17 protein-coding genes (1 of these 17 cut by a window edge) are annotated in these 16385 nt (G+C 58.9%); 13 read left to right on the top strand and 4 right to left on the bottom strand.

Going from position 1 to position 16385, the window contains the following annotated elements:
• Positions 1-88 precede the first annotated feature (88 nt).
• Complete coding sequence (locus QRN20_RS15095) at positions 89-1261, top strand: pyridoxal phosphate-dependent aminotransferase (protein ID WP_122412229.1); 1173 nt, start codon at positions 89-91, stop codon at positions 1259-1261.
• Positions 1261-1974: a DNA/RNA nuclease SfsA gene (gene sfsA / locus QRN20_RS15090; protein ID WP_088235937.1), complete on the top strand. Its 714-nt coding sequence runs from the start codon at positions 1261-1263 to the stop codon at positions 1972-1974. The genes QRN20_RS15095 and sfsA overlap by 1 nt, the downstream gene beginning before the upstream one ends.
• Positions 1975-1993: 19 nt before the next feature.
• Here the strand turns inward: sfsA and QRN20_RS15085 are convergent, their stop codons facing one another.
• Positions 1994-2332 (bottom strand): Rieske (2Fe-2S) protein, encoded by a 339-nt coding sequence (locus tag QRN20_RS15085; protein WP_122412341.1) that lies wholly within the window; start codon positions 2330-2332, stop codon positions 1994-1996.
• A 163-nt stretch (positions 2333-2495) separates the two neighbouring features.
• Here QRN20_RS15085 and QRN20_RS15080 point away from each other — a divergent pair, with 163 nt between their 5' ends.
• Together QRN20_RS15080 and deoC are read left to right on the top strand one after the other, a co-directional pair.
• A complete protein-coding gene (locus QRN20_RS15080) occupies positions 2496-3257 on the top strand; it encodes a ChaN family lipoprotein (RefSeq protein ID WP_285360684.1) in 762 nt (253 codons plus the stop codon).
• 112 nt (positions 3258-3369) lie between these two features.
• A complete protein-coding gene (gene deoC, locus QRN20_RS15075; RefSeq protein ID WP_285360682.1) occupies positions 3370-4143 on the top strand; it encodes a deoxyribose-phosphate aldolase in 774 nt (257 codons plus the stop codon).
• Positions 4144-4478: 335 nt separating this feature from the next.
• Here the strand turns inward: deoC and QRN20_RS15070 are convergent, their stop codons facing one another.
• Complete coding sequence (locus QRN20_RS15070; protein WP_004879917.1) at positions 4479-4823, bottom strand: pentapeptide repeat-containing protein; 345 nt, start codon at positions 4821-4823, stop codon at positions 4479-4481.
• 96 nt (positions 4824-4919) lie between these two features.
• The gene (locus QRN20_RS15065) at positions 4920-6458 is read right to left on the bottom strand and encodes a bifunctional aminoglycoside phosphotransferase/ATP-binding protein (RefSeq protein ID WP_088235934.1); all 1539 of its coding nucleotides are present in this window, start codon (positions 6456-6458) and stop codon (positions 4920-4922) included.
• A 132-nt stretch (positions 6459-6590) separates the two neighbouring features.
• Between QRN20_RS15065 and mrcB the strand changes: the two genes are divergently transcribed.
• From mrcB to QRN20_RS15050, 3 genes are read left to right on the top strand one after another with little or no spacing between them, the layout of a single operon-like run.
• Entirely contained in the window at positions 6591-8912 is a 2322-nt protein-coding gene (gene mrcB / locus QRN20_RS15060) for a penicillin-binding protein 1B (RefSeq protein ID WP_096767246.1), read from the top strand.
• 16 nt (positions 8913-8928) lie between these two features.
• The gene (locus QRN20_RS15055; RefSeq protein WP_029244487.1) at positions 8929-9669 is read left to right on the top strand and encodes a hypothetical protein; all 741 of its coding nucleotides are present in this window, start codon (positions 8929-8931) and stop codon (positions 9667-9669) included.
• Positions 9669-9998 carry a YqcC family protein gene (locus QRN20_RS15050; protein WP_004879908.1) on the top strand — a complete coding sequence of 110 codons (330 nt, stop codon included), beginning with the start codon at positions 9669-9671 and terminating at the stop codon, positions 9996-9998. The genes QRN20_RS15055 and QRN20_RS15050 overlap by 1 nt, the downstream gene beginning before the upstream one ends.
• An 11-nt stretch (positions 9999-10009) precedes the next feature.
• On the opposite strand, the gene QRN20_RS15045 is transcribed toward QRN20_RS15050, so the two are convergent.
• Entirely contained in the window at positions 10010-10438 is a 429-nt protein-coding gene (locus QRN20_RS15045) for a DUF4124 domain-containing protein (protein WP_004879907.1), read from the bottom strand.
• Positions 10439-10837: 399 nt separating this feature from the next.
• Between QRN20_RS15045 and QRN20_RS15040 the strand changes: the two genes are divergently transcribed.
• The 6 genes from QRN20_RS15040 to msrQ form a co-directional block, all read left to right on the top strand.
• On the top strand, positions 10838-12562 hold the full coding sequence (locus tag QRN20_RS15040) for an acetolactate synthase 3 large subunit (RefSeq protein WP_004879904.1): 1725 nt from the start codon (positions 10838-10840) through the stop codon (positions 12560-12562).
• A 2-nt stretch (positions 12563-12564) separates the two neighbouring features.
• Positions 12565-13056: an acetolactate synthase small subunit gene (gene ilvN / locus QRN20_RS15035; RefSeq protein WP_004879902.1), complete on the top strand. Its 492-nt coding sequence runs from the start codon at positions 12565-12567 to the stop codon at positions 13054-13056.
• A gap of 46 nt (positions 13057-13102) precedes the next feature.
• On the top strand, positions 13103-14119 hold the full coding sequence (ilvC, locus tag QRN20_RS15030) for a ketol-acid reductoisomerase (RefSeq protein ID WP_002552076.1): 1017 nt from the start codon (positions 13103-13105) through the stop codon (positions 14117-14119).
• A gap of 147 nt (positions 14120-14266) precedes the next feature.
• Positions 14267-15124 carry a CDP-diacylglycerol--serine O-phosphatidyltransferase gene (gene pssA / locus QRN20_RS15025; protein WP_029244489.1) on the top strand — a complete coding sequence of 286 codons (858 nt, stop codon included), beginning with the start codon at positions 14267-14269 and terminating at the stop codon, positions 15122-15124.
• 63 nt (positions 15125-15187) lie between these two features.
• A complete protein-coding gene (msrP, locus tag QRN20_RS15020) occupies positions 15188-16201 on the top strand; it encodes a protein-methionine-sulfoxide reductase catalytic subunit MsrP (protein WP_122412224.1) in 1014 nt (337 codons plus the stop codon).
• Positions 16201-16385: the 5' portion of a protein-methionine-sulfoxide reductase heme-binding subunit MsrQ gene (msrQ, locus tag QRN20_RS15015; protein ID WP_122412223.1), read on the top strand. Its footprint extends 436 nt past the window's final position; only the first 185 of its 621 coding nucleotides appear in the window; it begins with the start codon at positions 16201-16203; its stop codon lies off the right edge, out of view. Before msrP ends, msrQ begins: the two co-directional genes overlap by 1 nt.

The following is a 16385-nucleotide window of genomic DNA, read 5'->3' as shown; positions in this document are numbered from 1 at the left end:
AGGGTACCGCTGGCGCAGGGTGGGTAGAATCGTGCTCCTCTGTCGTGACAATCACATTTCCAGAAGCCTTCGTCATAAAGGAAGACCCATGGCCCAGCCTTACAGTGCGCGCAGTCGCGCCATCGAACCGTTTCATGTCATGGCGCTGCTGGCGCGTGCCAATGAACTGCAGGCGGCGGGTCACGACGTTATCCATCTGGAAATAGGCGAGCCGGATTTCACTACGGCCGCACCCATTATTGCGGCCGGCCAAGCGGCCCTGGCAGACGGCAAGACACGCTATACCGCCGCCCGTGGGCTGCCCCAGTTGCGTGAGGCGATTTCCGGTTTCTATGCCCAGCGTTATCAGGTTGAAATCGATCCCGAGCGAATTCTGGTCACGCCGGGCGGTTCGGGTGCGCTGCTGCTGACCAGCAGTCTGCTGGTGGATCCGGGCAAGCACTGGCTCCTTGCCGACCCGGGTTATCCGTGCAATCGGCATTTTCTGCGTCTGGTCGAAGGTGGCGCCCAACTGGTGCCGGTCGGCCCGCAGGAGCGCTATCAACTGACGCCCGAACTGGTCGAACGATGCTGGAATGACGACAGTGTCGGTGCGTTGGTGGCATCGCCCGCCAATCCCACCGGTACCCTGTTGCATCGCGATGAACTGGCCGCTCTGTCGCAGACCCTGAAGGCGCGCAACGGGCATCTGGTGGTTGACGAGATTTACCACGGCCTAACCTATGGCATGGACGCCAGCAGCGTGCTTGAAGTCGATGATGACGCCTTTGTGCTCAACAGTTTTTCCAAGTACTTCGGCATGACCGGCTGGCGTCTGGGTTGGCTTGTCGCGCCGGCAGACGCGGTTGGCGACCTGGAAAAGCTGGCTCAGAACCTCTACATCAGTGCGCCCAGCATGGCGCAATACGCGGCGCTCGCCTGCTTCGAACCGCAGACGCTGGAGATTCTCGAGCAGCGCCGTGCAGAATTCGGTCGCCGTCGGGATTTCCTGCTGCCTGCCTTGCGGGAGTTGGGTTTTGGTATTGCTGTCGAGCCTGAGGGCGCGTTTTACCTGTATGCCGACATCAGCGCCTTCGGTGGTGATGCCTTTGCTTTCTGTCGACACTTCCTTGAAACCGAACATGTCGCGTTCACGCCCGGGCTGGACTTTGGTCGTCATCTGGCCGGGCATCATGTGCGCTTTGCCTACACCCAGAGCCTGTCCAGATTGCAGGAGGCTGTCGAGCGCATCGCCCGCGGCCTGCGCAGCTGGAGCGCCTGATGCGGTTTTCGCCTGAGCTGGAGCAGGGTCGCCTGATTGTTCGCTACAAACGTTTCCTGGCCGATATCGAGACCGAAAGCGGCGAGCTGTTGACCATTCATTGCCCCAACACCGGCTCGATGCTCAATTGCATGATGCCGGGAGGGCGAGTCTGGTTCAGTCGCTCCAATGATCCGAAGCGCAAATTGCCGGGAACGTGGGAAATCAGTGAAACGCCGCAGGGCCGTTTCGCGTGCATCAATACCGGGCGCGCCAACACCCTGGTGGAGGAAGCTTTGCGCGCTGGAGTGATCAGTGAGCTCGACGGTTTCACTGCGCTCAAGCGCGAGGTGGCGTATGGGCAGGAAAAAAGCCGGGTCGATTTCCGTCTCGAGTATCCCGACGGTTTTGTGTATCTGGAAGTAAAAAGCGTCACCCTCGGCTTTGACGGGTCGGCTGTCGCGGCGTTTCCTGATGCCGTGACACAACGTGGAGCGCGTCACCTGCGCGAACTGGCGGCTTTGGCACGCGATGGCGTGCGGTCGGTCCTGCTGTATTGCGTCAACCTCACCGGGATCGAATCGGTGCGACCGGCGCAGGAGATTGATCCCGCTTATGCGCTGGCGTTGAAGGACGCGATGGATGCCGGTGTCGAGGTTCTGGCCTACGGCGTGCAGCTGGATCCGCAGGAAGTACGTATCGACCGGCCCTTGCGGGTGCAATGGCTGGAATAAGCCAGCGATGATCGGGTGCTCAGTCCCGCAGGTCGTCTTCGGGCAGCGTTACCCAGATGCCCTGCGCATCTTCATGGCAATCGAGTCCGGTCAGTGACTGACCTTCGCAGGGGCCGGCCACGCATTCGCCATTCTCGATCAGAAACAGTGCACCGTGGGTGGCGCACTGGATCAGGCTGGCGCTGCTGTCCAAAAACTGGTCGGGCTGCCTTTCCAGAGGGATGCCGCGATGCGGGCAGCGGTTTTTGTAGATGAAAACCTCGCCTTGTCGGCGTATCGCCAGAAGCTTGTAGTCTTCCAGCTCGAACCCCCGGCTCTGTGATTCCGGCAGGTGGCTGGATGCGCAAAGAAATCTCAAGAAAACCCCATGAAGCATGAATGGTCTTTGACGTTGCCCTGGTCGAAATGTCTGCCGCCAGGGTCATTGGGTGTGATGTTAGTCTGGTAGCGCGCCAATGTGATCAGGTAATGTTGCCTGATGCCTGGATTTTCGGGCCACACGTGAGCAGTTGGATTCAGGAATGATTCGTGACACCCAGAGTGGCCTGGTGCTGACAAGCAGGCAGCTTGCCGAGCGCCTCGCTGCCGCCCCCAGGGTTCTGGTGGGCCAACAGCACGACAACCCCGATCACCATGCCGTGCAATTATGGCTTTTGCAGGTGCTGGCCGACCAGCGAGCCCAAGGGAGTGTGCTGCTCGAAACGCTGAGCCCGAACCAGCAGGCCTCTGTCGACTCGGTCCGAGAGCAGATTACCCAGTCAGATGGGCCTGTGGACCTGCCCGCAGCCTTGCAATGGCAATCAGGCTGGAACTGGACCCTGCATGGCCCGGTCGTGCGGTTTGCGCTGGCTCAGCCTTACCCCTTGCTGTCAGCCAATCTCGATCTGGGCGAAGTAAAGTCGATTTATCAGCACGTTCCTGCACTTCCGGGTTCGCGCTCTAATGCTCCCGAAGTGCAGATACTGTTGATGGGGCATCTGCGTGCCTCGCATGAAGGCCTTCTGCCTGAAGGTCAGGAGGCGGCGACGCTGGCTGTGCAGCAGCAGCGGGATCGACGTCTTGCCCGAAGCCTGCTCGACGCACCCACTCCCGCGATTCTGATCGCAGGTTTCTGGCACGCACGCAAGGATGCAGGCGCGCCCCTGCACATGGCGGATCTTGACACGGGCGCCGCGCCACTCGTGCTACTGCTGGCTCAGATAGGGGATGAGATTGCTGATGGAAGTGCCGACTACGTCTGGTACACAGTTGCCAGACCCAGGCAGGACCCAGGCATTCGGTAGCATCGGATTTTTCCTTGTTTGACGTGGTACTTGTCCCGAGCTGCAAGGGCGCGTCCTTCCGAAGCGCTGGCTCGTATATCGTCTCGCTCCCGTTTTTGCGAGCGATCTACCCATGACAGCGATCACTGCCGATGATGAGCAACTGGCACGCCAGGCCATAGCCTTGATGGAGCTCTTCGCCCTCAATCACGACGACACCGAACAGCGCATCATCGGGGTCTGTCAGCGGGCACTGACGCCGCTGGGGCCTGTAGCCGCAGTCTGTGTTTCTCCGCGTTTTGTCTGTCTGGCGCGTACGACGCTGGATCGACTTCGGGCGCATCAGGTCCGGGTTGTGGCCGTGGTCAACTTTCCCCACGGGGGAACGGATCTCGAGGCGGCGGCTTCCGAGACGCGTGCGGCCATACTTGCGGGCGCCGACGAGGTCGATGTGGTTTATCCCTTTCGCGCATTGCTCGGCGGCGATCAGCAGACAGGCGCGGACTTGCTCTCGGCCTGCCGAGCCCGCCTCGACGGTCGGGTCAAATTGACGGTAACGCTCGAAACTGGCGAATTGAGAGATTCGGAAGTCATTCATACGGCATGCCGCGCTGCCATAGAGGCGGGTGCCGACTTTCTCAAGACCGGCACCGGCAAGTCCGCGCGTCACGCGACGCCTCAGGCTGCGCGAATCATGCTGGAGTCCATTGCCGACACGGGCGGGCAGGTCGGCTTCAAGGTCGCAGGCGGGCTTCGCACCTTCGAAGACGCCAGGCTTTTCATCCAGTTGGCTCATGCCAGGTTTGGAGCTCACTGGATAGTAAGTGAGCGAGTACGGCTGGGCGGATCGAGTCTGCTTGATGACCTGCTGGGAAGGCTTGGCTTGTACGCATCGACAGGTCACTAAGCATCTTTCGAAGGCAAAAAAAAGACCCGGCAAAGAGCCGGGTCAAAAACCGTGATTAGCCTGATGAGGAGATAATCTGAAAGTCCGAACCAAGGTCTTTCAGTTATCATCCAGTCTCGCGACCGGATGTGATAATCATAACTATTCTCATTTGTAAGTCAACAGTTCTTTTCCCCGTATGTCAGGTGCTAGAAATCGATGCCAAAAAGCATTGGGCAGCAAGGGGGAGGGCGTCGCAGGACGTGCATGAACGAACAAAAAACCGCTCACATCCGGCATGCGTTGCGCATACCGGTTCAGACGGTGTTTCAAGAGCAATAGCTGAAAAGCAATGCTCAGTGAGTGCGATAGCGCAGGCGGGTACCGAAATTCACCGACATCAGAATTTCGTCTGCGGTGAGCTCTGCCGGGAAATAAGCCCCCGAAATCTGTGCATGCGCAATGCTCGCACCTTCCATTGGCGTGTTGCGCAAATCCAGGCCGCGAAGATCTGCCGAGCGGAAGTAGGCATCGGTAAAGTCGATACCGGTGGTATCCAATTCACGCAGATCCAGCCCCCGGAAATCGCCCCCGGCCATGTCGATTGTGCCGGTCTTCGGCTTTTCCTGGTTGAAGCCTTCGACGTCGTCTCTACGCAGCATGATGTAAAGCGGTGAGTCGATCTGTTTGGGCTGGCTCATGATGGCCTCGTGGTTTGCGTTGGAATTATGGCGCCAGTATATCGCCACCATTGCTCAGCCGTGAAGCACTACCTGCCCAACGGCTGAGCCTTGATCTCAGAGGCCGGGCAGACGCTGGCGCAACTGGTCGATCAGGCCGTCCAGATCACTGCTCTGGTTGGTCGCAACATGCTTGCTGTAGACGATTTCTTCCTCGGTCAGTGGCTCGCGGCTGGCCTGCTGGGCCTTGATAACGTCCATGGTCGCGTCCGAAGGATCGGAGTTCTGCGCCTGACGCTGTGCCAGCCAGCCTTCGATAACGGCGTCCGGCGCTTCGCAATCCAGAATCAGGAACGGTACGCCAGTGGTTTCGGCCACTTTGGCGGCTGCAACGCGCTGTTCGTGCTTGAGATAGGTGGCGTCAATCACGACGGCAAAGCCTGCACGCAATGTTTTTCCCGCCAGCTCGTGCAGACGATTGTAGGTCGCGCTGCTGGCCTGATCTCCGTAAAGCGCGGTGCTTTCATCGGAGAACATGCGCTTGCGCTCTACGTCCGAACGCAGACGGATCGCGCCCAGCGATTCGACCAGACGCATGGCGACATGGCTTTTGCCGACAGCAGAAACCCCGTGGGTCACCACCATAAAGCACGATGGAATGGCGCTGTAGCTCTCGGCCAGGTTCGCGTAATTGCGGTACTGGCGAAGGGTCGCAGCACGTTGAACGCCGTCGGCGTCGGCGGGCTGGCTGAACAGCGCAACCTTGGCGCGCACCATCGCACGGTAGGCCTTGTAGAAGTTGAGCAGTTCAAGGCCGTCATAGTCGCCGGTCTTTTCCAGATACAGGCTGATCAGGCGTCGAGAAAGCGATTTCAAGCCGCGGTCTTCCAGGTCCATGGCCAGAAAGCCGATGTCGGCGTAGACATCAGTCTTACGGAACGGCTCGTTGAACTCGATGCAGTCGAACAGAACGACCTTGCCGTCGATCACGGTCGCGTTGCCCAGATGGATGTCGCCATGGCATTCGCGGATAAAGCCTTCTGCCTTGCGCTGAGTCATCAACGGCTTGAGGCGCTCGAAGCTCGATTCTGCCCATGCCTGTAAGGCATCGAGTTGAGTCAGATCAGATTTTTCGCTGATGAGAGGGCGAATCTGCTCGAAGTTCTGCAGCACTGGCGCCATGACGCTGTCGGGCGAACCGAGATCAGTGTCAGCCATGACGCGTGGTGCCTGCTCATGAACCCCGGCGATCTGGATCGCCAGTTCGTCGATATGCCCGGCGGTCAGCTCGCCGTTAGCCTGCAGGGTGCTCAGCAGGTTGGCTTGCGAGAACTGACGCATCTTGAGCGCGTACTCGATGACTTCACCGCTGCCGCCCAGTTGCGGGGCTTCGACAGAACCAGTAATCGGCAGCACTTCGAGATACAGATCGTCGGTCATGCGCTGGTTCAGGCGCAGTTCTTCGTTGCAGAAATGCTCGCGCGACGACAGCGTGGTGAAGTCGAGAAAGCCGAAGTTCGCGGGCTTTTTGATCTTGTAGGCGTAGGGGCCGGTGAGCAATACCCATGAGATATGGGTTTCGATAACCTGAAAATCTTCTACCGGATGTGGGAAAAGAGCGGGATTTTGCAGGGCTGCGATCAAAGACTGGCTCACGGGCGATCCTTCAGGAATGGATTCAAAAAATGTAACTGTTAGATGCGGCCATTATGGCCGCTTGGCGCGACGCTGCAAACCGCCGACTCGGGCGTCTGTCGAAGCCATGCAAAGTGCGTATAATCCGCGCCCATGACTCGATCCCGCACCTCTCGTCCCTCGAAAAAACAACCCTCCGGCAGCCTGCGCAAGTGGCTGGGCTGGGCGTTGAAGCTCAGCATTGTCGGTCTGGTCTTGGTGGCTGGACTGGCCATCTACCTTGACGCGATCGTCCAGGAAAAATTCTCCGGCAAGCGCTGGACGATTCCTGCGAAGGTCTACGCGCGTCCGCTGGAGCTGTTCGTTGGCCAGAAGCTCAGTCGCGATGACTTTCTCATCGAGCTCGATGCGCTGGGCTACCGCCGCGAAAGCGTGGCAAACGGTCCTGGCGCGGCCGCCGTCAACGGCAACACAGTCGACCTCAATACCCGTGGCTTCCAGTTTTACGAAGGCACTGACCCGGCCCAGCAGGTGCGCGTGCGCTTCTCCGGTGATTACGTGGCCGACCTGTCGTCCGGCAACGGCGGCAAGCTGGCAGTGGCCCGTCTCGAGCCACTGCTGATCGGCGGGCTGTACCCCAAGAATCTTGAAGACCGGATCCTCATCAAGCTGGATCAGGCACCGCCATACCTGCTCGACGGGCTGGTAGCGGTTGAAGACCGTGATTTCTACCACCACTTCGGTGTGTCGCCCAAATCCATCGCGCGCGCCATTTGGGTCAACACGTCTCAGGGGCAGATGCGTCAGGGCGGCAGTACGCTGACCCAGCAGTTGGTGAAGAACTTCTACCTGACCAACGAGCGCAGTCTCTCGCGCAAACTGACCGAGGCCATGATGGCCGTGCTGCTGGAGATCCATTACAGCAAGCAGGAGATCCTCGAGGCCTACCTCAATGAGGTGTTCGTCGGTCAGGATGGTCAGCGTGCAGTGCATGGCTTCGGTCTGGCCAGCCAGTACTTCTTCAGTCAGCCTCTGTCCGAGCTGAAAATCCATCAAGTGGCGATGCTGGTCGGGCTGGTCAAGGGGCCCTCCTTCTATAACCCGCGTCGTAATCCCGAGCGCGCGCTCGAGCGCCGTAATCTGGTGCTTGATCTGTTCGAGCAGCAAGGCGTTGCCACCGCTGAAGTCGTGGCGGCAGCCAAGAAGATGCCGTTGGGCGTGACCAAGACCGGTACGCTGGCCGACAGCTCGTTCCCCGCCTTCCTGGATCTGGTCAAGCGTCAATTGCGTGAAGACTACCGCGACGAAGACTTGACCGAAGAGGGGCTGCGGATTTTCACCAGCTTCGACCCGATTCTGCAGATGAAGTCCCAGGCGGCCATGGACGATACGTTCAAGCGGCTGGCCGGGCGCAAGGGTTCCGACGACGTTGAATCGGCAATGGTCGTGACCAACCCGGAAACCGGTGAAGTGCAGGCCCTGTTGGGCAGTCGTCAGGCAGGGTTTGCAGGTTTCAACCGTGCCATCGACGCCGTGCGGCCTATCGGCTCGCTGGTCAAGCCGGCCATCTACCTCACCGCGCTTGAGCGTCCGAGTCAGTACACGCTGACCAGCTGGATCGCCGATGAACTGTTTCAGGTCAAGGGCGCTGATGGCCAGGTCTGGAAACCCCAGAACTACGATCACAAGTCACACGGCAATATCTTCCTGTATCAGGGGCTGGCGCATTCCTACAACCTGTCCACCGCCAAGCTGGGCCTTGAACTGGGTGTTCCTACCGTCTTCAAGACGCTGGCGAAGCTGGGTGTGACGCGGGAGTGGCCTGCCTATCCGTCCATGCTGCTGGGCGCTGGCGGGCTGACGCCGATGGAAGTCGCCACCATGTACCAGACCATTGCCAGCGGTGGTTTCAACACGCCGATGCGCGGTATTCGCAGTGTGCTGACCGCAGAAGGCGAGCCGCTCAAGCGCTATCCGTTCCAGATCGAACAGCGCTTCGATCCGGGCGCCATTTATCTGGTGCAGAATGCGATGCAGCGCGTCATGCGTGAAGGTACGGGCAAGTCGGTCTATAACGTGTTGCCCGCCTCGCTGAACCTCGCGGGCAAGACAGGTACCAGTAACGATTCGCGTGACAGCTGGTTCGCCGGCTTCAGTCAGGACCTGCTGGCCGTGGTGTGGATGGGCCGCGACGATAACGGCAAGACGCCGTTCACCGGTGCCACGGGTGCGTTGCAGGTCTGGACCAGTTTCATGCGCAAGGCCGATCCGTTGCCACTGGACATGGCCATGCCGGATAACGTCGTCCAGGCCTGGGTCAACGCCCAGACCGGACAGGGTTCTGATGCCAGCTGCCCGAATGCCGTACAGATGCCGTATATTCGCGGCAGTGAACCCCAGCCCGGCGCCACATGCGGCGGCACTCCGGCACCTGCCACTGAGGTGATGGACTGGGTCAAGGGGTGGTTGAACTAAGCAATGAGGGTTTGAAGTGAATAAATGGTGGATTCCAGCTCTAACGACTCTGGCGTTGCTCAACGGTTGCGCCAGTGTGGAGCGCGGCTCGATTCCGGTTGTGGATTCGAGTTCGAAAGTGTCAAACGGCGAACGTGTCTCTGCGTCGCGTAATGGCGCGAACCAGACAAACACGGCTCAGGCTCAACCACAGGCAGTGCCGCAGGACTCAGGTGTCGTGGTGATGATCCCTGGCGCTGGTGGCAGCAATCCGGGGCAGACGTTTTCGCCGCCGGCCAGTCAGGCTCCTTTCAGTGTCGACGCACCCGCTATCGACACCTCGCCAGTCAACCAGGCTCCTGTCAACCCTGCGCCTTCCGGCAATACCAGTTACAGCATGCCGCCTTCATCGGCACCTACCGGGATTCCGTCCAGCGGTGGAGGTCTTTCCGAAGACGAGCAGTTGGATGGTCCGGTACTGGCCTTGCTGACCACCGCCCAGCAACAGCAGAGCGGGGGTGACCTGAACGGTGCATCGTCCAGTCTTGAACGTGCCCAGCGTGTCGCGCCTCGCGAACCGCAAGTGCTTTACCGTCTGGCGCAGGTTCGCCTGGCCCAGGGCGATGCAGCCCAGGCCGAGCAGCTCGCGCGTCGTGGTCTGACGTATGCCAATGGTCGCGCCAGCCTTCAGGCGAGCCTGTGGGAACTGATCGCTCAATCCCGCGAGAAGCAGGGCGACGCTGCCGGTGCGGCACTGGCGCGTCAAAAGGCCCGCTGATGGACGAGCGCTTTCCTGAGATTGCCGAACAGTTGCTGTTGATCGAGCGGGAGCTTCGGGTGCTGGGGTGGTGGGAAACCACACCGCCCAGCGAGCAGGCGTTGTCCAGTCAGGAGCCTTTCTGTGTGGACACGCTGGAATTTGCGCAGTGGCTGCAGTGGATTTTCCTGCCGCGGATGAAGATCATCCTCGAGCGCGACCTGCCGCTGCCCAATGCGTCCGGGATTCTGGAAATGGCTGAGATGGTCTATTCCGGGCGCTTGGGCGAAACCAGACTGTTGCAGCAAAGTCTGGCCCGTTTCGATCAATTGATCACTGCCGTCAGCTGACCGGGTGCTGCCTAGCGGCAGTACTCGCTGATGGCTTTCTCCGTCTCTTCGATGCGCGTCTTGCGGTTTTCTTCCGTGAGACGCCTGATTTCTCCACCGACCTGCTCCCGAATCCGCGGATTGTTCTGCAACTGCGCAAGGTTGTTGCGCAGCCCCTCGCAGCTTTCCTCCCGCTTCGCCTCCTGCACCTTTACCTGAGCCTTCACTTTTGCATCGACGGCGCGTTGCTGAGCGTCATCCGATGGTGAGGTGGCAGAAGGCGAGGGTGTAGACGAAGGCTGTGGGGTTTGCACATTGATCTGCTGCGCCTCTTTGTCCGCAGGCGGATGGGCGTCGAAGTGGGTGACACCCTGGGCGTCCACCCATTTATAGATGGGTGCCGCCTGACTGCTCGTGCTCGCTGCCATGGCCAGCGCGGCAGCGAAGATCATCCATTGCATGGTGTTTCCTTGAAATGTCTATGCCACAGGAAAGCTACCATAACGGTGCGCTTCAGTCTGAAACAGTGCAATTTCAGGGCCTTGGTAACAAGAAAGCTCAACGATGACTTGACTTGAGGGGGGCGAATCACAACAATCCAAAGTTCGCTGTAGAAGGACTGCCAGAAGCAGACCCTCTCGGTAGATCATGAGGCGCACACCCGCGCCGACCTGTAACACCCGCAACGCGTTACCTCGCGCTGGGTGGGAATGTTCCGCAACACTCAGGGGCATCCCAATACTTGCTCAGTCAGTGCTGACGTAGTCGGCGACCACCGTCGCTCATGCTCTGCTTGGCAGTAAACCTATTAAGACCCGTCCCGGAGTGGGCGGTATTCTGGCGTTTTAGAGGTGAACAACGTGGAGCTTTTATCTGGCGCTGAAATGATCGTCCGCTTTTTGCGTGACGAAGGCGTTGAGCACATCTATGGGTACCCGGGTGGTGCTCTCCTGCATGTCTACGATGCCCTGTTCAAAGAACCGGCTGTGAGCCATATCCTCGTTCGCCACGAGCAGGCTGCTACGCACATGGCCGATGGCTATGCACGTGCGACCGGCAAGGCGGGTGTGGTACTGGTCACTTCCGGTCCGGGTGCAACCAACGCAATCACCGGTATCGCGACCGCTTACATGGACTCCATTCCAATGGTGGTTCTGTCTGGTCAGGTCGCCAGTACGCTGGTGGGTACCGATGCGTTCCAGGAGACCGACATGATCGGTATCTCCCGTCCGATCGTGAAGCACAGCTTCATGATCAAGCATGCGTCGGAAATCCCGGAAATCCTGAAAAAAGCATTCTATCTGGCGCAATCCGGTCGTCCTGGTCCTGTCGTCGTCGACATTCCGAAGGACATGACCAACCCGGCCGAGAAGTTCGAATACGTCTTCCCAAAGAAAGCCAAGCTGCGTTCCTACAGCCCGGCGGTTCGCGGCCACTCCGGTCAGATCCGCAAGGCCGTCGAAATGCTGCTGGCGGCCAAGCGTCCGATCATTTATGCGGGCGGCGGCGTGATCATGGGCAATGCCTCGGCGCAATTGACCGAGCTGGCTCAACTGCTCAACGCGCCGGTCACCAATACGTTGATGGGCCTGGGTTGCTATCCGGGCACGGATCGTCAGTTCGTGGGCATGCTCGGGATGCACGGCAGCTACACCGCCAACCTGGCCATGCACCACACTGATGTGATCCTCGCAGTCGGCGCGCGTTTCGATGACCGGGTCATCAATGGCGCGAGCAAATTCTGCCCGAACGCCAAGATCATCCACATCGACATCGACCCGGCTTCGATCTCCAAGACCATCAAGGCCGACGTGCCAATCGTCGGACCTGTCGAAAGCGTGCTGACCGAAATGGTCGCCACCCTCAAAGACATCGGCGAGACACCTGACAAGGCATCCGTTGCTGCCTGGTGGAAGCAGATCGACGAGTGGCGTGCAGGCGGCGACCTGTTCCCTTACAACCGTGGCGATGGCTCGGTCATCAAGCCGCAGACCGTGATCGAAACTTTGTGCGAAGTCACCAAGGGTGATGCCTATGTCACCTCCGACGTGGGTCAGCACCAGATGTTCGCGGCTCAGTACTACCGCTTCAACAAGCCGAACCGCTGGATCAACTCGGGTGGCCTGGGCACGATGGGCTTCGGTTTCCCGGCAGCCATGGGCGTCAAACTGAACTTCCCGGATGCGCACGTTGCGTGTGTGACCGGTGAAGGCAGCATCCAGATGAACATTCAGGAGCTGTCTACCTGCCTGCAGTACGGTTTGCCGGTGAAGATCATTCTGCTCAACAACGGCGTACTGGGCATGGTTCGCCAGTGGCAGGACATGAGCTACGGCGCTCGTCACTCCCACTCCTACATGGAATCGCTGCCCGACTTCGTCAAGCTGGTCGAAGCTTACGGCCACGTCGGCATGCGCATCACTGACCTGAAAGATTTGAAGCCGAAAATGGAAGAAGCCTTTGCCATGACTGATCGTCTGGTCTTCCTCGACATTCAGGTTGATGTCACCGAGCACGTCTATCCGATGCAGATCAAGGACGGCTCCATGCGCGATATGTGGTTGAGCAAGACGGAGCGGACATAATCATGCGGCACATCATTTCCCTACTGCTGGAAAACGAACCGGGTGCGTTGTCTCGTGTCGTCGGGCTGTTCTCGCAGCGTAACTACAACATCGAAAGCCTGACGGTCGCGCCAACCGAGGACCCGACCCTGTCGCGTCTGACGCTGACCACCGTGGGCCATGATGAAGTGATCGAGCAGATCACCAAGAACCTCAACAAGCTCGTCGAAGTGGTCAAGCTCGTCGATCTGTCGGAAAGCGCGCACATCGAGCGCGAGCTGATGCTGGTCAAGGTCAAGGCCACCGGCGCACAGCGTGCCGAGATCAAGCGCACCACGGACATCTTCCGCGGGCAGATCGTCGACGTGACCGCCAGCGTCTATACCGTGCAGTTGAGCGGTACGAGTGACAAACTGGACAGCTTCATTCAGGCCATCGGCACTGCCGCCATCCTGGAAACAGTACGCAGTGGCGTGACGGGCATTGCCCGTGGCGACAAAGTGCTGAGCGTTTAACTCATTAAGCAAATGGCCTGAACGGCCAAGATAACAGGGGATTTCCATGAAAGTTTTTTACGACAAAGACTGCGACCTTTCGATCATCCAGGGCAAGAAAGTTGCCATCATCGGTTACGGTTCCCAGGGTCACGCTCAAGCGTGCAACCTGAAAGATTCCGGCGTTGATGTCACCGTTGGCCTGCGCAAGGGTTCAGCCACTGTCGCCAAAGCTGAAGCTCATGGCCTGAAAGTGACTGACGTTGCTTCCGCCGTTGCTGCTGCCGACCTCGTCATGATTCTGACCCCGGACGAGTTCCAGTCCCAGCTGTACAAGAACGAAGTCGAGCCGAACCTGAAGAAAGGCGCAACACTGGCCTTCTCCCACGGTTTCGCCATTCACTACAACCAGGTCGTGCCACGCGCCGACCTGGACGTGATCATGATCGCGCCGAAGGCTCCAGGCCACACCGTGCGTACCGAGTTCGTCAAGGGCGGCGGTATTCCTGACTTGATCGCTGTTTACCAGGACGCTTCGGGCAACGCCAAGAACGTCGCGCTGTCCTACGCTTCGGGCGTTGGCGGCGGCCGTACCGGTATCATCGAAACCACCTTCAAGGACGAAACCGAAACCGACCTGTTCGGCGAGCAGGCTGTTCTGTGTGGCGGTACCGTCGAGCTGGTCAAGGCTGGCTTCGAAACCCTGGTTGAAGCCGGTTACGCGCCGGAAATGGCTTACTTCGAGTGCCTGCACGAACTGAAGCTGATCGTTGACCTCATGTACGAAGGCGGTATCGCCAACATGAACTACTCGATCTCCAACAACGCCGAATACGGCGAGTACGTGACGGGTCCTGAAGTCATCAACGCTGAATCCCGTCAGGCCATGCGCAACGCTCTGAAGCGCATCCAGGACGGCGAATACGCCAAGATGTTCATCAGCGAAGGTGCTACCGGCTACCCATCGATGACCGCCAAGCGTCGCAACAACGCTGCGCACGGCATCGAAATCATCGGCGAGAAACTGCGCTCGATGATGCCTTGGATCGCGGCGAACAAAATCGTCGACAAGGACAAGAACTGATCTTTTTCAGTTCATGAAAAAACGCGGCCAACAGGCCGCGTTTTTTCGTTATGGGGCCTGGCTCTGGTATAAAGCTGCATCGTTTGCCGACGAACCCTCGTCGCAGACATCTGTCGAACCTTTTCAAACCGCTGCAAGGTAATGTCCATGAGCGAACGTCCTGAAGAGCCTATCAAGGCCTCCGACGCTGAAAGTCTGCTACCAATCGATGAGCACGTTGAAGAAGGGCACGATGACGAAGGCCGCAAGGTCCGTCACCGCGGCATCTATCTACTGCCCAATCTGTTCACCACCGCCAATCTGTTTGCGGGCTTCTATTCCATCATCAGTTCCATGAGCGCCCAGAGTGCCTTGAGCGCAGGTGATACGGCAGGTGCCAGCAAGTACTTCGCCTTTGCCGCCATCGCCATCTTCGTGGCCATGGTGCTGGACGGTCTCGACGGCCGTGTGGCACGCATGACCAACACGCAAAGTGCGTTCGGCGCCGAGTACGACTCGCTGTCCGACATGGTTGCCTTTGGTGTGGCGCCTGCCTTGCTGGCATTTGGCTGGGCGCTGGGTGACATGGGTAAGGTTGGCTGGATGGTTGCCTTCATCTATGTCGCCGGTGCGGCGTTGCGTCTGGCGCGCTTCAACACTCAGGTGGGCAAGGCTGACAAGCGTTACTTCATCGGTCTGGCCAGTCCGGCTGCTGCGGGTGTGGTGGCAGGTACTGTCTGGGCGTTCAGCGACTTCGGCATTCAGGGTTCCAAGCTGTCGTTCCTGGTCGCGCTGCTGGTGGCCGGTGCCGGTATGTTGATGGTCAGCAACATCAAGTACAACAGCTTCAAGGAGCTGGATCTGAGAGGGCGCGTACCGTTCGTTGCGATTCTGGCAGTGGTTCTGGTATTCGCTGTGGTGTTCAGTGATCCGCCGCGTATTCTGCTGCTGATCTTCCTCGGTTACGCGCTATCGGGGCCAGCTCAGTATTTGTTGCGTCTTCGTCGCCACAAATCCTCCAACTGATCTATTTTCCCCCATACTCCGTAGTCTATTGGTGCATCAGTTCCCCTAGGCTGCGGAGTCATCATGCTAATAAAGCTTCCTTCTGCGTCCGACTCCAAAGAGTCCGACGTTACGCCTGAATCCATTTACCTTTCCCGACGTACGCTGATGGCCAGTTCTCTGGCCGGATTGGCCGTGAGCGCCTTGCCGCGCTGGGCCAGTGCTGCAGACCCTTCCCGTTACGCCGATGTGGAGGCGGGCAAGGCGCCGGGCTGGTTTGCTGAAAAACTTCCCGACACCAAATGGCAGGCGGTGGACGTCAAGGGGGAGGCAATCACGCCTTTCAAGGACGCGACGCACTACAACAACTTTTATGAGTTCGGGACTGACAAGGGCGATCCGGCGAAAAACGCAGGTTCCTTGAAAACCGAGCCGTGGAGTGTGGTGATCGATGGTGAAGTGGGTAAGCCGGGGCGCTACGCACTCGAAGACTTCATGAAGCCTTATCAGCTGGAAGAGCGCATCTATCGTCTGCGCTGCGTGGAAGCCTGGTCGATGGTGATTCCGTGGATTGGTTTTCCCATCTCGGCATTGCTCAAGCAGGTCGAGCCGACGTCCAAGGCCAAATACATTCGTTTCGAGACGCTTGAAGATTCCAAGTCGATGCCCGGACAGCGCTCCGATTTCGCACTGATTGACTGGCCTTATGTAGAAGGGCTGCGTCTGGATGAGGCGATGAATCCACTGGCGATTCTGGCGGTAGGGATGTATGGCCGCGAATTACCCAATCAGAACGGCGCGCCCCTTCGGTTGGTGGTGCCATGGAAGTATGGCTTCAAGAGCGTGAAATCCATTGTGCGCATAAGCCTGGTAAGCGAGCAGCCCAAAACGACCTGGCAAAGCATCGCGGCCAATGAGTACGGCTTCTATGCCAACGTGAATCCGACCGTGGATCACCCGCGCTGGACCCAGGCCCGCGAACGACGTTTGCCGAGCGGGCTGTTCAGTCCCAATGTCATGGATACAAAGATGTTCAACGGGTATGAGGAGGAGGTGGCTTCTCTCTATGCAGGCATGGATCTGCGGAAGGACTATTGATGCGCTATCCGTTGCTACGTCTTTGCGTATTTCTTGCTGCCTGTGTTGCGCCCGTCCTGTGGCTTTATCAGGCCTGGATATTTGCGCTGGGTCCTGATCCGGGCAAGGCGCTGGTCGAGAACTTCGGGTTGGGGGCGTTGATACTGCTGTTGATCACCCTAGCCATGACGCCGCTGCAGAAGCT

The sequence above is a fragment of the Pseudomonas sp. fls2-241-TYG-175 genome, from assembly GCF_030209155.1.
GTDB lineage: Bacteria > Pseudomonadota > Gammaproteobacteria > Pseudomonadales > Pseudomonadaceae > Aquipseudomonas > Aquipseudomonas viridiflava.
The sequence above is the reverse complement of the archived record's forward strand: the minus strand, read 5'-3'. Positions and strand labels throughout refer to the sequence as shown.